Below are 14,760 nucleotides of genomic sequence, written 5' to 3'. Positions count from 1 at the left end.
ATCAGATGTTTCATGCAACCACGATTTTCGCGGTCCGCCATAACGGACACGGCGCGATGAGCGGAGACGGACAAGTCACGTTCGGGAACGCCGTCATCATGAAAAACAAGGCCAAAAAAGTACGACGTCTTTATGGCGGCAAAGTCGTCGCCGGATTCGCCGGCAGCGTCGCCGACGCGTTCACCCTTTTCGAAAAGTTTGAATCGAAACTTGAGATGTATAACGGAAACTTGCCGCGTGCGGCCGTCGAGCTGGCCAAGGAGTGGCGTGGGGATAAGATGCTCCGCCAACTTGAGGCGTTGTTGATCGTCATGGACAGCGATCACTTATTGCTCGTGTCTGGGAACGGGGAAGTGATTGAACCGGACGACGGCATCTTGGCCATCGGTTCGGGCGGAAACTACGCCCTCGCCGCCGGACGTGCCCTCGTGCGGCATTCGCCGGAGAAAACAGCAGAAGACATAGCCCGTGCCGCTCTCGAGATTGCCGGGGAGCTGTGCGTCTACACGAACGACCAAGTCATCGTAGAAACGATCGGAGGCGATTCTGAATGAAACGTGAACTGACACCCCGCCAAATCGTAGCGGAGTTAGACCGCTTCGTCATCGGACAGAAAGATGCGAAGCGCGCGGTCGCGATCGCGCTCCGCAATCGCTATCGGCGTCAAAAACTGAGCGCCGACTTGCGCGATGAAGTGACACCGAAGAATATCTTGATGATCGGACCGACCGGTGTCGGGAAAACGGAAATCGCGCGACGGTTGGCCAAACTCGTCGGCGCACCGTTCGTCAAAGTCGAAGCGACGAAGTTCACGGAAGTCGGTTATGTCGGCCGTGACGTCGAGTCGATGGTCCGGGACCTCGTCGAAGATTCGGTCCGTCTCGTGAAGGAAGAGAAGAAAGAGGGCGTGAAAGAACAAGCCGAGGTCGCAGCGACCGAACGCATCCTCGACGCCCTGCAAGGGAAAGCCAAGGTCGAGCCGACCGCATCCAATCCGTTTGAGGCGCTGTTCGGGGGTCAAGGTCAAAAGACCGAGGAACCGACGAGCACACAGTCGTCCGATCGCGCGCAACTGCGCCGCTTGCTTGAACTCGGTGAGCTTGAAGAACGGTTGATTGAGGTCAACCTCGAAGAAAAACAGACCGTCGACCTGTTCCAAGGACAAGGCATGGAAGGGTTATCGAATCTCCAAGACATGCTCGGTCAAATCGTGCCGAAAAAACGGAAAAAGCGCAAACTGCCAGTCCGTGAAGCACGACCGCTCATCGTCGCTGAAGAAGCGGAGAACTTGCTCGACATGAACGAGGTTCATGACGAGGCCGTCCGCCGCAGTGAACAGATGGGCATCATCTTCGTCGATGAGATCGACAAGATTGCGACGAAGTCGCAAGATCACGCCGGTGTCTCGCGGGAAGGGGTCCAACGTGACATCCTCCCAATCGTCGAAGGGTCGACCGTCGTGACGAAGTATGGCCCGGTCAAGACGGACCACGTGCTGTTTATCGCCGCCGGCGCATTCCATATGGCCAAACCGTCCGATTTGATTCCTGAACTTCAAGGTCGGTTCCCGATTCGCGTCGAATTGGGCAGCTTGACCGAAGAAGACTTCGTCAAGATCTTGACCGAGCCGTCCCAAGCACTCATCAAGCAGTACACCGCTCTTCTCGAGTCTGAGGAGATCAGTGTCGAGTTCACGCATTCGGCCATCGAAGAGATCGCTCGTATCGCCACGCACGTCAACCGAGAGACGGACGACATCGGGGCCCGCCGCTTGTACACGATCATGGAGCGCGTGCTTGAGGACTTGTCGTTCGAGGCGGCCGATATGCCGCAGACACACGTTCAAATCACACCGGCTTATGTGAAAGAAAAAGTCGGATCGATCGCGGAAGATCGAGACTTGAGCCAATTTATACTATAAGATTCTGTATGCACATACAGGGAGGAAAATAAGAATTATGAACTTACTAGACAAAACACGCCAATTGAACACGATGCTTCAACAAGAGGCAAGCGCACACGTTGATTTTAAAGAAATGGCGGACAAAATGCGCGAAGTACTCGAAGCGAATACGTTCATCGTGAGCCGTCGCGGCCGCTTGCTCGGTTTCGCGATCAAACAACAGATCGAGAACGAACGGATGAAGGCGTTTTTAGTCGACCGCCAATTCCCGGAGCCTTATGCCTCGAACTTGTTCAACGTGAAAGAGACGACAGAAAACATCGGCATCGACAGTGAATATACAGCCTTCCCGGTTGAGAACCGTGAACTGTTCCTCGACTCGATGACGACGATCGTCCCAATCATCGGAGGCGGCGAACGTCTCGGGACACTCGTACTCGGTCGTCTCAACAATGAGTTCACAGAAGACGACCTCGTCTTGGCAGAATATAGCGCGACGGTCGTCGGAATGGAGATCCTGCGTGAGAAAGCGGCTGAAGCCGAGGCGTCGGCCCGTAAGAAGGCGGTCGTTCAAATGGCGATCAACTCGCTCTCTTATTCAGAGCTCGAAGCAATCGAACATATCTTCGAGGAGCTCGGTGGAAACGAAGGGCTGTTAGTTGCTTCCAAAATTGCCGATAGAGTGGGAATCACACGTTCGGTCATCGTCAATGCGCTCCGCAAATTGGAAAGCGCAGGCGTCATCGAATCACGTTCGCTTGGTATGAAAGGAACGTATATTAAGATACTAAATGACAACTTCTTGTTCGAATTACAAAAGTTGAAATCGAATTGAAATAAAGACAATTCAGTATATGAATTATAGGAAAGTCTATTGAATTAGGACTTTCGACTTACAAAGTCGCTTCCGATACGTCGGGGGCGACTTTTTTTAGTGCAAAAGTAATTATTTTCAGAATTCGTCGTAAATTCGACAAAAACAGAAGATAGCATTTACCTGTTTTAACAAAAATATCTTTCAACACTGTTACAGATTTGTTTCAATGTAATAGTAGATTTTCCAAATAAGGTATATACATGCATTCTTTTGGTGAAAGTGAGTGAAACGCATGAATTGGATCGGCACCGACTATCAATTAATGAAGCAAGCGATCAATCATTCGGTCGTAAATCAGAAGGTCATCAGCCATAACCTGTCAAATATCGATACCCCGAACTTCCGGGCGAAACAAGCCGTGTTCGAACAGACGTTGAACAACGAGATGCGTCTCAAATTGGCGGGTGGACGTCCGAGCGAGCGAGCGGCAACGACAATCACGGACCGGGCCGGAGGAGCGATGCGAAGTGACGGGAACAACGTCGACCTCGACTATGAAATGAGCGAGTTGGCCCGGAACCAACTTCAATACGAAGCGATGATGGAACAATTGAACCGCCGGCTCGGCGGACTCAAGACCGTCATTAGAGGAGGACGTTAACGATGGGGATGTTTGATAGTTTTCATATCTCGGCGACGGCATTGACGTCACAGCGGCTTCGGATGGACACGGTATCCGCAAACATCGCGAACGCCCAGACGACACGAGGCAAACTCGTCGACGGAGAGTGGCAACCGTATACGCGGAAAATGACCGTCTTGCAGGAAGCACCGTTTCGACAACAGTTGTCCGCCGTCAGCGGCGGCGTCGAAGTATCACAAATCGTGGAAGATGAAAGCCCGTACAAGCTCGTCTATGACCCGAGCCATCCAGATTCGGATGACCGCGGCTACGTTCAAATGCCGAACGTCGACTTGTTGAAAGAAATGGTCGATTTGATGGGGGCCACCCGGTCATACGAGGCAAACATTGCTGCAATGAACGCCACGAAAGCGATGCTCGTCAAAGCGATGGAAATCGGTAAAGGATAAGGAGTGACAAACGATGCAAATTAACCCGATACAGTTGATCGGTACACAACCGACCGTCACGCCGACGGTAAAAGAGACACCGTCTCAGTTCGGTACGTATTTGAACGAGGCGATGCGCTCGTTGAACGATGTCCAACAAGCGACGAGTTCAGCCCGGGCCGACCTTGCTGTCGGCAAAGCAGATTTACATCAAGTCATGATTCAAAGTGAAGAGTCGTCGATTGCGATGCAACTCGCCATTGAGGTGCGAAACAAAGCGGTCGAGGCCTATCAAGAAATGATGCGAATGCAAGTTTAATGTAGAGGATGACGAGTTGCGATGAATGAAAAGTTAAAAGAACGATTCGGTTCACTGACCGGTTCCCTTCAAACGATGAAGACGAACCGTAAAATCTTTTGGGGCCTCGTCATCGCCGGCGTACTTCTCGTCGCGGTGGTCTTGACCGTCTGGCTGTCGCGCCCGAACATGGCTCCGCTTTATACGAACCTGTCCGCCCAAGAAGCGGGCGAGGTGACGGAGAAGCTGACGGCTGACGGTGTGAAAGCCGAAATTAAAGCGACATCGAACGGCGTGAGTGTATACGTACCGAGCGAACAGGTCGATCAATTGAAAGTCAGCCTCGCGGCAGCGGGCATCCCGAAGTCAGGCGCAATCGACTACAGTTTCTTCAGTGAAAATGCCGGTTTCGGAACGACCGACCGCGAGATGGCCGTCATCGAACGGAGTGCGATGCAGACCGAGCTCGAACGGTTGATCACACAGATCGAAGGGATCAACCAAGCGAAAGTCATCATCTCGATTCCTGAGAAATCGGTCTTCTTGGCGGAAGACCAGGGCGAGCCGACGGCGTCGATTGTCTTAAATTTAGGAGCAGGTACGAATCTTGAACCGGCGACGGTCAAAGGGCTCTACCATTTGATTAGTAAGAGCGTACCGAACTTGAAACCAGAAAACATCTCGGTCATGGACCAATATTTTACGTATTACGATTTGGACCAAACGACGACGGCAGGAGGATCATCCACCGATCCGCTCGTCTTGAAGCGTCAAGTTGAGAAAGATGTCCGTCAACAGATTCAACAGATGCTTTCCGTCCTCTTAGGAGAGCGGAGCGTCCTCGTCTCGGTTACGGCCGATATCGACACGACGCAAGCGGCAGAAGAGCAGAACCTCGTGACACCTGTCAACGAGGACAGCATGGAAGGGATCGTCACATCGGCCGAACGAATCGCCGAAGCGTACACCGGCGGTACCGGCGCGGCGACCGCGGCGGGCACGGCCGAGAATGACACGGTCAATTTCCCGGCCGCCACCGGCACCGGGGAAGAAGAGAGCGAAAAGAATCATGAAATCATCAATTATGAAGTCAACCGCATCACGAAACAGATTCAAAACGCACCGTACTCGATCCGTGATCTCGGTGTTCAATTGATCGTCGAACCGCCGAACGGGGCGACGACGATTGACCCACAACTCGAAGGTGACCTCGAGACGATGATGTACTCGATTATCCGGACGTCACTCGCCAAGACCGGCGAGGCGCTCACAGAGGCGGAACTTGAACAGAAAGTCGTCGTCGTATCGCGTCCGTTCGCTGAGACGGAAGAAGCGGCTGCGGTCGAACAACCTACCCAGTGGTGGATGTATGCGGCAGCAGCAGGGGCCGTCGTCTTGCTCGCGCTCTTGTTCTTCGCGATGCGTAAACGCAAACGTGAACCGATTGCCGAGTCGAACGAATGGGAAGTCCCATATGAAGACGAAGTACCGGACCTCGACCTTGAAGAACGAGGCGAAGGGGCCGTCAAGAAGAAACAGTTGGAGAAATTGGCAGAGAGCAATCCTGAAGAGTTCGCCAAACTTCTCCGTACTTGGATGTCTGAGGAGTGAGTACTGTGAATTACGCAAAACAAGCGAACCGGGAAAAAGCGGCCATGCTCATGATCTCGCTTGGACCTGAGGTGGCTGCGAACGTCTACAAACATCTGTCGGAAGAAGAGATGGAGCAGTTGACGTTACAAATCTCGGCCTTGAAGAAAGTATCGTCCGAACAAAAAGAAGCGATCATGGGCGAGTTCCACGAGCTCGCCATGGCACAAAGTTATATCACGCAAGGCGGGATCGGGTTTGCGAAAACGGTGCTCGAGAAAGCGGTCGGAGAAGAGAAAGCGATGGCCCTCATCCATAGGCTCACATCGACGCTCCAAGTTCGACCGTTCGAGTTTGCCCGTAAGGCCGACCCGAAGCAGTTGCTCAACTTTATCCAGAACGAGCATCCGCAGACGATCGCCTTGATCTTGGCGCATCTCGAACCGGTCAAGTCGGGACAAATCCTATCGGAACTCCCGCCTGAGATTCAATCGGAAGTCGCCAAGCGGATCGCGACGATGGATCGACTCAATCCGGACGTCATTCACGAGATTGAACAGATTCTCGAGAAAAACTTGTCCCAGACCGATATGCAAGACTACGCCCAGTCTGGTGGCATCGAAGCGGTCGTCGAAGTGCTCAACGGGGTCGATCGTACGACCGAGCGCACCATCCTCGATGCGCTTGAAATTGAAGACCCGGAACTGGCCGAGGAAATCAAAAAACGGATGTTCGTCTTCGAAGATATCGTCACGCTCGATTCGCGTGCGATTCAACGAATCATCCGCGAAGTGGCAAACGACGACCTATTGCTTGCCCTCAAAGTGTCGTCCGAAGAAGTCAAACAGATCATCTTCAAAAACATGTCACAGCGAATGGTCGAAACGTTCAAAGAAGACATGGAATTCATGGGGCCTGTCCGGTTGCGTGACGTCGAAGAAGCGCAAAGCCGTATCGTCGGCATCATCCGTCGCTTAGAAGACGTCGGAGAGATCGTGATCAGCCGCGGCGGAGGAGATGACATCGTTGTCTAACGTGATTAAACGCTATTATGCGACACCGCTCGAACCGCAACGGATCGACTCGAAACCGTTTCTTGAGCCGGTATCGGTGGAGCATGACGACCAAGAAAATGAGCAGTTGGAACAAAAGCGTGAACAACTCCGGTTAGACGAAGAAGCGCTTCAGAGTCGCCGTGCCTCGATGGAACAAGAACTCGCGGTGCTGAGAGAGGAAGTGTTGACGTCAGCCCGACAAGAAGGGTTTGACGCAGGGTTTGACCACGGTAGACGGGAAGGCAAGGCGGAGTACGACGAGTTGACGACGCGGCTGAACACCGTCGCCGTCGAACTTGAACAACTGTTCGATACGAAGTGGCGGGACGCGGAGCGGCAACTCGTCGCCCTCGCCCTCGAGGTCAGCGCCCGCGTCACAACAGAGCTTGTCCGGAAAGATGAGGCGTTGTTCGCCGACCGGATTCGAGAACAGTTGCTCCGTCAGCTCGATGCCGAGTCGTTGACGGTGTACGTCCATCCGACCCGTCTCGCTTCGATTCAACGTTTCGATTCGGAGTGGGCGACACCAGACGGTCCGCCTTTGAAATATCGGGCGGATGCCGGTTTGAGTGAGACGAGCGTCCGGATCGAGACTCCGCACCACGGTGACGAACTCGATTTGACTTACAGCTTTGAACGCATCCAATCCAAAATCGAGGAGGTTTTGGCCGATGGCGCTTATTGACCACGTCCTTCAGTCGATCACGGCATCCGCCGAGGACGAATACGTCCGGAAAGTCGGCCGGGTCTGTCGAGTCGTCGGACTGATGATTGAATCGACGGGGCCGAGCGCTTTTATCGGAGAGCGCTGTCTGATCGAACTCCCGTCCGGCCAACATGTCGAGGCGGAAGTCGTGGGATTCAATGAGGCCCGCGTGCTCCTCATGCCTTACGGGGAGACGACCCAAATCGCTCCGGGCTGTATGGTCAAAGGGACGGGTCGGATGCTCCAAGTCCCGGTCGGTGACGAACTGATCGGACAAGTGCTCGATGGTCTCGGCCGTCCCTTGTCCGGTGAAGCAGTCACTCCGGGAAAACGCTACGATGTCCTTCGGAAGCCACCGAACCCGCTCGAGCGACCGCGGATTTTAGATGTCTTGTCGACCGGCGTCCGCGTCATCGACGGTCTGTTAACGGTCGGTAAAGGGCAACGGGTCGGGTTGTTCGCGGGTTCAGGAGTCGGGAAGTCGACTCTGCTCGGGATGATCGCCAAACGCTCATCGGCCGACATAAACGTCATCGCTTTAATCGGTGAACGTGGCCGTGAAGTGAAAGAGTTCATCGAGAAAGAGCTCGGACCAGAAGGGATGGCCCGCTCGGTCGTCATCGTGGCGACGAGCGACCAACCGCCTCTCGTCCGATTGAAAGGGGCTTATACGGCGACGGCCATCGCTGAATACTTCCGGGACCAAGGCAAGGAAGTCGTCCTCATGATGGACTCGGTGACCCGCTTTGCCATGGCGCAACGGGAAATCGGTCTTGCGACCGGTGAACCTCCGACGTCAAAAGGGTATACCCCATCCGTGTTCGCGATGTTGCCGCAACTGTTGGAACGAAGCGGTACCGCTGTGACGGGCTCGATCACCGCTTTTTACACCGTCCTTGTCGACGGGGATGATATGAATGAACCAATCGCAGACGCGGTGCGAGGCATACTGGACGGCCACTTCGTCATGGACCGTTCGCTCGCGAACCGTGGCCAGTTCCCGGCGATCCACGTCTTAAAGTCGATTAGCCGTGTCATGAACCAAATTGCGGGGCCGATGCACCGTGAGGCCGCCCAAACGTTCCGCGGCTGGTTGGCGACGTACTTGGACGCCGAGGACTTGATCAATATCGGGGCCTATAAAAAAGGGACGAACCCGGCAATCGATACGGCGATTGAGCAATACCCAGCGTTATTGACTTTTTTAAAGCAATCCATCGAAGAAGAGGCCCCGCTCGAGCAATCGCTCGAACGTTTGGCCAAGATCGTGCGAGGTGAACCATGAACAGACTATTGTTAGAACGCATCATGCCGATCGCGGAACATGAGAAAGAAGAGTCCGCGACGGAGATGAGACAACAGAAAGCACGGTTCGAGACGGAGATGGAGGCGCTCTATCGGCTCGTGTTGACGTACGAGTCGCTCATGAAGAGTCAAGATGAACAGGATGGCGTCATCGACCTGCTCATGTCGCAATATCGTGAGCAGACACGCGAACGGCTGAAACGTCAAATCGAGACGCAACAGCTCGTCGTCCAGCAGGCGCGCAATCGGTACCATCTGTCACAAGAGCGCTTGCTCGGAAAAGTCGTTGAGGAAAAGAAATATGTAACGCTGCATGAAAAAGTCAGTCAACATGAAGTGGCTGCGACGAAGCTCATCGAGCAACATTTCATCGATGAGCTGGCAGTGATTCATCACGGGAAAGGGAAGTAAACCGATGGAAAAAGACAACTCGAAGCGGGGAAGACAGCTACTGGTCGCGCTCGTTCTCGTCCCGGCCATCTTTCTACTCGTTGGAGGGATCGTCGTCATGAACTATGCGATGGACCGTCCGTTGTTATCGGTCCCGTTTCTAGAGATCGGTGCGAAACAAGAGCCGGAAGAAAAAGTGAAGACAGACGTGAACGTGACCGGGATCGACAACGATACCGCGAATCGTTTGAAAGTGGCGAACGCCGAGATTGAGAAGCTTCGAGCGGACAATGTCGAGTTGACGAACGAAGTGAAGGCGCGCCAAGAGGAAGTATCGAAGTTGATCAAAGAGCGTGACCGGCTCGTCGCGGAATTGGCGACGGCAAGTGCGGCGGAAGAAGAAACCTCGGACGTCTCTCGCGTCTATGAAGAGATGTCCGCGAAACAAGCTGCTGCCATCATGAATGAACTCGAAAGCCCGCAAGTGGCCAACTTATTGAAAGAATTGTCACCGAAGCAACAAGCCGACATTTTAGGACGGATGGATGCCCAACAGGCCGCCGTCGTGACCCAGTTGCTCCAATGACAGGAAAGGAGGACGTGATGATGAATATCGCCTTACTCGCCCAATCGCTACAAGGGACGACCCAAAAAGGCGGGGAAGCGGCTGCGACCCCGACCGGACAGTTTTTGGAGTTGCTCTCGGCGATGCTCGGGACCTCGACGCCATCTACAGAGGTGGCGGTCGCCACGGAAGACGAGGAATCGCTTCCGCTCGAGAATGTATCGAACCGATTGGAGCAATGGCTCCAACAGCCCGACAGCCTGCAATGGTTGAAATCACTGCCGGCAGATGCTTACCGAAAGTTTATGGATGCTTATATTGGGATTTTAAATCAAGTCGCCCCGGATCAGTCAGCGGCAACTCTTGAGACGACATCGGCCGTGACGCCCGCACTCCTAGCTGGACAAATGGCGGCGCCGACAATCTCGTTCACGCTGACGAAAAAGGAAACGGAAGCACTCGTTACACCCGTGCCGACCGATCAAGTGGAAGAGAACGTGCGCATCATCCAACAAGTCGTTGCGCAGTTTAAAGGGACGCTCGGACAGACCCCTAAATCTATACCCGGACTTACTCAAACCGAAACACAAGTTGCGCAATTGCAACCCTCGGTAAAAGAGACCGAATGGATGCCCAAAGGGATGACCTGGTCGAAACCGCAAATTGATTCGGAAATGGTGATGTATGCCTCAAAAGGTTCACTGCCGGAGAATTTGCAGGCCCGAATCGAAGCCGCTTTGCAACGTGCACCGTTCAAGAGCGGAGCCGACGGATCTAAAGTGTTCACGGTCCGCCTCTATCCTGAACAGTTAGGCGAGCTCGTCGTCAAACTCGAACGTCAAAATGGGGAACTCGTCGTCAAACTGTTTGCGAGCAACCAAGAAGCGAAGCAGTTGCTTCAGTCACAGGTCCAACAGTTGCAACAGACGCTTCAACCGTTGACGCAAAACGTCCGTGTCGAGATCAACTTGACCCAACAGGCGCTCGAGACGAAAGGATCCGGATTCAACGAGTTCGACCAACCGGAACCGGAGCAGCAGGAACAACCGAAAGGAGAACCAGAAGATGACGACCATCCAGCCGAAGACGAGTGACTATACGTTACCGGATCAATCGATGCCGAAAGCAACGAACCAATATGATCAAAGCATGTTCTTGAAGCTGTTGCTCGCGCAACTCGCCAACCAAGACCCGATGTCACCGATGGAAGACCGTGAGTTCATCTCCCAGATGGCCCAGTTCTCTTCTCTCGAACAGATGCAGACGATTTCGAAACAACTCGATTCGGCCCTTGTCGATCGGCAAATGGCTTCGATTTCGGAGTTCAGCAATATGATCGGTCAAACGGTCGATTATATGACGGAGACGGAAACCGAGACGATCAAAGGCTCGGGTCGTGTCCTCTCGATTTCGAAGACCGAAGCCGGCTATGTCGCCGACCTTGAGGACGGGACGTCCATCAACGTGTATAACATCACTTCCATCAAACAAGCATAGGAGGATTCATCATGTTAAGAGCAATGTACTCAGGAATCAGTGGTTTAAAGAACTTCCAATCCAAGCTTGACGTCGTCGGGAACAACATCGCCAACGTCAACACGTTCGGCTATAAAAAAGGTCGGGTCACGTTCAAGGACCTCGTCAGTCAGCAAGTCGGTAGTGCGACCGCGGCGAACGGAGTAAGCGGCGGGGTCAACCCGAAAGAAGTCGGTCTCGGGGGCACAATGGCGACCGTCGACAACGTCTATAACCAAGGAGCCATGCAAAACTCAGGGCGAGCACTTGACGTCGGGATCTCAGGAGAAGGATTCTTCGCCTTGGATGTGAACGGTCAAACGCAATACACACGGGCCGGTAACTTCTATACAGATAACACGGGCGACCTCGTCAATGGAGATGGAGCCTACGTCCTCAGTACGACGGGTGACCGCCTCAACATCCCAGCCGGTGCGAAGTCACTCTCGATTGGTAAAGACGGACAAGTCAGCTATGTGAACAATGCCGGGGAATCGACGGTCGTCGGTCAAATCCAAGTCGTCACGTTCGCCAACAATGCCGGACTCTCGAAAGTCGGAGCAAACAACTTCATTCAATCGCAAAACTCAGGTGAACCGAACATCGGCATCCCTGGACAAGATGGACGTGGAGAACTCGTCTCGGGCGCGCTCGAGATGTCGAACGTCGACTTGTCGGAAGAGTTCACAGAAATGATTGTCGCTCAACGTGGTTTCCAAGCGAACACTCGTATCATCACAACATCGGACGAGATCCTCCAAGAACTCGTCAACTTGAAACGCTGATGATTCGCGTCACGACACTCCGGGGTGAAGAACTCGTATTGAACGCCTTGTTCATCGAGACGGTCAAGGCCGAACCGGATACGATCATTCACTTGTATAACGGAAAAACGTATATCGTCAGCGAGACGAAACAACAAATCATCGACCGGACGACGGCATTTTATGCCTCGATCGGTCTGATTGGAACGACAGGCATACGAGGTGAAGAAGATGAGTGAAGAAAAACAAAAAGGTGGTGCCATGAAGATGGTGCTCATCTTGCTAGTCGTCCTGCTCGTCATGGGCGGGGCCGGATTCATGACTTATAAATATTTGTTCGGAGACAACGTGACGGCGAAAACGAAACCGGTCACCGCCGAAGAGTTGGCCGAACGTAGCTTCACGACAGACGACATGACAACGAACATTCAAGATGAGCGTTTCATCAACGTCCAGTTCACAATCGTGACCGATGCCGCTGAAACGAAAGAAGATCTCGAACTTCGCAAGTTTCAAGTGCATAACGTCATCCTTGGTGATTTGGCCGGCATGACGAAAGCCCAGTTGACGACGAAGGAAGACATGCAGAAATTTGAGCAGTCGCTCCGTAAACAATTAAACGGACTGTTGGAGTCAGGTGAGGTCCAACGAGTCTATATGACGAAGAAAATCATACAGTGAGGTGGCATCATGGGAGAAGTCTTATCTCAACAAGAAATTGATGCCTTGCTATCGGCGTTAAGCAGTGGCGACGTCGAAGCCGACTCCTTTTTAAATCAAGAAGAAGAGCGGAAGGTTCGGCAATATGACTTTAAACGGGCGGTCCGCTTCTCGAAAGACCAAATCCGAAGTCTGACCCGAATCCATGAACATTTCACGCGCATGTTGACGACGTTCTTTTCGGCTCAGCTCCGGACGTACGTGCAGTTCACGGTCAATTCGGTCGAGCAGCTCCCGTACGATGAATTCATTCATTCCATTCCAAGTATGACGATGATCAACTTGATTGAGGCTCCGCCGCTCAACGGCCGCTTCATCATCGAGGTCAACCCGAACATCTCATATGCGATGCTCGACCGTCTGCTTGGTGGTCCAGGGGTCGAAATCGAAAAAGTCGAGAGCTTCACAGAAATCGAGATGCGCATCTTGACCCAGTTATATAAACGAGCGTTTGCCGGATACGGGGAGGCGTGGGAGTCGATTGCCGAGATCAAGTCAGAGATGACCGCGGTCGAGGTCAATCCGCAGTTTCTTCAACTCGTCTCGCCAAACGAGACGGTCGTCCTTATCTCGATCGGTGTCACCATCGGCGAAGTGAGCGGCACGATCAACGTCTGCTTGCCGTTCGTGACGATCGAGCCGGTGTTATCCAAACTGTCGAGCCATTACTGGATGCAAGAGGCCAACCGCCGCAATGCGAGCGGCAACAGCAAGGAACCGCTCAAAGCCCAATTGATGAACTCGACGGTTGAGGTCGTTTCTCTGCTCGGAGAGACGGAGATCACGTTCGGTGACTTGTTACATTTAGAGGTCGGGGATTGTTTGACGCTCGACCAATTGGTGAAAGACCCATTATCCATCATGGTAGGGGAAAATAAAGTGTTCAAAGGGCAAGTCGGTGTGAGCGGGAAGCGGATGGCCGTCCAAGTGCTCCACCGGGTGAAGGAGGAAGAGCAATGAGTGAGATGTTGTCACAAGATGAAATAGACGCGTTATTACGAGGGACGAGCGACTCGTCAAAACCAGAGGCGAAGCCCGAAGAGCATCTTGACTCGATGGAGAGCGACGCCTTAGGAGAGATCGGGAATATCTCGTTCGGTAACTCGGCGACGGCACTATCGACGTTACTGCAACAAAAAGTAGAAATCACGACCCCAATCGTCAGTGAAGTCACAATCGATGCGCTCCGTGAGCGTTATCCAACACCGCACGTGGCGCTTCGCGTCGGTTACACAGAAGGTTTGAAAGGCGAAAACGTCCTCGTGTTGACACGTGAGGATGCGGCCATCATCTCGGATTTGATGCTCGGCGGGAACGGGATCGATGTCGATCCGGAAGGGTTGGACGAAATTCGACTCTCGGCCGTGCAAGAAGCGATGAACCAAATGATGGGGGCAGCGGCGACATCTTTGTCGACGGTGTTCTCAAAAAAAATTGACATTTCACCGCCGCTCGTCGAAGTGTTCGATGCGACGAAGACCCAAACGATCATCGATCGTCTCGAACTTTGGGAGACGATGGTGTTGATCGAGTTCAATTTGAAAGTCGGTACGTTGATCGACTCAAAAATCGTTCAAATCGCACCGATTCAATTCGGGAAACAGCTCGTCAATGAATTGATGACGGCCACATCCCCTCAGCCGGTCGTACCTGCTGCGGCCGCCCCGAAGCAAGAAGCGCCAAAAGCACCGGCTCCCCAACAACCTGTACGTCAGGAAGTGAAGTCGGCACCGGAAGTCGCTGTCAGTCAAGCGGAATTCATGCCGCTGCATGCGCCTGCGACGAACGATTCGATTCCAGCAAACCTCGGTCTGCTGTATGACGTGCCGCTCAGCGTGACGGTCGAGCTCGGGCGGACGAAACGTTCGGTCCGCGAAGTGCTTGAGTTGTCGCAAGGCTCGATCATCGAACTCGATAAACTTGCCGGTGAGCCGGTCGATATTTATGTGAACCAACAACGGATTGCCCGCGGCGAAGTCGTCGTCATCGAAGAGAACTTCGGGGTCCGTGTAACAGAAATTATCCAACCGCACGAGCGGATTGGCATCGTTTAAGGAGGAA

19 protein-coding genes are annotated in these 14,760 nt (G+C 53.3%); all 19 read left to right on the top strand.

Annotated elements, in window-relative coordinates:
• Positions 1 to 5: 5 nt before the first annotated feature.
• The 19 genes from hslV to fliY all read left to right on the top strand — a co-directional run bounded on the left by hslV (position 6) and on the right by fliY (position 14,753).
• On the top strand, positions 6 to 554 hold the full coding sequence (gene hslV / locus KNP60_RS04830; protein WP_214752711.1) for an ATP-dependent protease subunit HslV: 549 nt from the start codon (positions 6 to 8) through the stop codon (positions 552 to 554).
• Entirely contained in the window at positions 551 to 1,921 is a 1,371-nt protein-coding gene (gene hslU, locus KNP60_RS04825) for an ATP-dependent protease ATPase subunit HslU (protein WP_214752713.1), read from the top strand. The genes hslV and hslU overlap by 4 nt, the downstream gene beginning before the upstream one ends.
• Before the next feature lie 37 nt (positions 1,922 to 1,958).
• Positions 1,959 to 2,738 (top strand): GTP-sensing pleiotropic transcriptional regulator CodY, encoded by a 780-nt coding sequence (gene codY / locus KNP60_RS04820; RefSeq protein WP_016508279.1) that lies wholly within the window; start codon positions 1,959 to 1,961, stop codon positions 2,736 to 2,738.
• A gap of 274 nt (positions 2,739 to 3,012) precedes the next feature.
• Positions 3,013 to 3,381, top strand: coding sequence for a flagellar basal body rod protein FlgB (gene flgB / locus KNP60_RS04815; RefSeq protein ID WP_034777185.1), 369 nt, complete (start codon positions 3,013 to 3,015; stop codon positions 3,379 to 3,381).
• Between the two features lie 2 nt (positions 3,382 to 3,383).
• Positions 3,384 to 3,812: a flagellar basal body rod protein FlgC gene (gene flgC, locus KNP60_RS04810; RefSeq protein ID WP_034777187.1), complete on the top strand. Its 429-nt coding sequence runs from the start codon at positions 3,384 to 3,386 to the stop codon at positions 3,810 to 3,812.
• 13 nt (positions 3,813 to 3,825) lie between these two features.
• Positions 3,826 to 4,110, top strand: coding sequence for a flagellar hook-basal body complex protein FliE (fliE, locus tag KNP60_RS04805; protein WP_034777189.1), 285 nt, complete (start codon positions 3,826 to 3,828; stop codon positions 4,108 to 4,110).
• 21 nt (positions 4,111 to 4,131) lie between these two features.
• Complete coding sequence (gene fliF, locus KNP60_RS04800; protein ID WP_214797027.1) at positions 4,132 to 5,700, top strand: flagellar basal-body MS-ring/collar protein FliF; 1,569 nt, start codon at positions 4,132 to 4,134, stop codon at positions 5,698 to 5,700.
• 5 nt (positions 5,701 to 5,705) lie between these two features.
• Entirely contained in the window at positions 5,706 to 6,713 is a 1,008-nt protein-coding gene (gene fliG / locus KNP60_RS04795; RefSeq protein WP_034777193.1) for a flagellar motor switch protein FliG, read from the top strand.
• A complete protein-coding gene (locus tag KNP60_RS04790; protein ID WP_214752717.1) occupies positions 6,697 to 7,419 on the top strand; it encodes a FliH/SctL family protein in 723 nt (240 codons plus the stop codon). The genes fliG and KNP60_RS04790 overlap by 17 nt, the downstream gene beginning before the upstream one ends.
• Entirely contained in the window at positions 7,406 to 8,725 is a 1,320-nt protein-coding gene (gene fliI, locus KNP60_RS04785) for a flagellar protein export ATPase FliI (RefSeq protein WP_034777197.1), read from the top strand. Before KNP60_RS04790 ends, fliI begins: the two co-directional genes overlap by 14 nt.
• Positions 8,722 to 9,156: a flagellar FliJ family protein gene (locus KNP60_RS04780; protein WP_034777199.1), complete on the top strand. Its 435-nt coding sequence runs from the start codon at positions 8,722 to 8,724 to the stop codon at positions 9,154 to 9,156. The genes fliI and KNP60_RS04780 overlap by 4 nt, the downstream gene beginning before the upstream one ends.
• A 4-nt stretch (positions 9,157 to 9,160) precedes the next feature.
• Entirely contained in the window at positions 9,161 to 9,721 is a 561-nt protein-coding gene (locus tag KNP60_RS04775; RefSeq protein WP_214797026.1) for a MotE family protein, read from the top strand.
• Between the two features lie 20 nt (positions 9,722 to 9,741).
• Positions 9,742 to 10,794, top strand: coding sequence for a flagellar hook-length control protein FliK (locus tag KNP60_RS04770; RefSeq protein WP_251128429.1), 1,053 nt, complete (start codon positions 9,742 to 9,744; stop codon positions 10,792 to 10,794).
• Positions 10,766 to 11,197, top strand: a complete 432-nt coding sequence (locus tag KNP60_RS04765) for a flagellar hook capping FlgD N-terminal domain-containing protein (protein ID WP_214797024.1) — start codon at positions 10,766 to 10,768, stop codon at positions 11,195 to 11,197. The genes KNP60_RS04770 and KNP60_RS04765 overlap by 29 nt, the downstream gene beginning before the upstream one ends.
• A gap of 11 nt (positions 11,198 to 11,208) precedes the next feature.
• Positions 11,209 to 12,000: a flagellar basal body rod protein FlgG gene (gene flgG / locus KNP60_RS04760; protein WP_138859600.1), complete on the top strand. Its 792-nt coding sequence runs from the start codon at positions 11,209 to 11,211 to the stop codon at positions 11,998 to 12,000.
• Positions 12,000 to 12,218 (top strand): flagellar FlbD family protein, encoded by a 219-nt coding sequence (locus KNP60_RS04755; protein WP_034777209.1) that lies wholly within the window; start codon positions 12,000 to 12,002, stop codon positions 12,216 to 12,218. The genes flgG and KNP60_RS04755 overlap by 1 nt, the downstream gene beginning before the upstream one ends.
• Positions 12,211 to 12,660 carry a flagellar basal body-associated FliL family protein gene (locus tag KNP60_RS04750; RefSeq protein ID WP_034777211.1) on the top strand — a complete coding sequence of 150 codons (450 nt, stop codon included), beginning with the start codon at positions 12,211 to 12,213 and terminating at the stop codon, positions 12,658 to 12,660. The genes KNP60_RS04755 and KNP60_RS04750 overlap by 8 nt, the downstream gene beginning before the upstream one ends.
• Before the next feature lie 6 nt (positions 12,661 to 12,666).
• Positions 12,667 to 13,659 (top strand): flagellar motor switch protein FliM, encoded by a 993-nt coding sequence (gene fliM, locus KNP60_RS04745; protein WP_353048640.1) that lies wholly within the window; start codon positions 12,667 to 12,669, stop codon positions 13,657 to 13,659.
• A complete protein-coding gene (fliY, locus tag KNP60_RS04740) occupies positions 13,656 to 14,753 on the top strand; it encodes a flagellar motor switch phosphatase FliY (protein ID WP_214797022.1) in 1,098 nt (365 codons plus the stop codon). Before fliM ends, fliY begins: the two co-directional genes overlap by 4 nt.
• Positions 14,754 to 14,760: the final 7 nt, after the last annotated feature.

The organism is Exiguobacterium sp. s5, assembly GCF_018618075.1.
In the GTDB taxonomy this organism is placed as follows: domain Bacteria; phylum Bacillota; class Bacilli; order Exiguobacteriales; family Exiguobacteriaceae; genus Exiguobacterium; species Exiguobacterium mexicanum_A.
The sequence above is the reverse complement of the archived record's forward strand: the minus strand, read 5'-3'. Positions and strand labels throughout refer to the sequence as shown.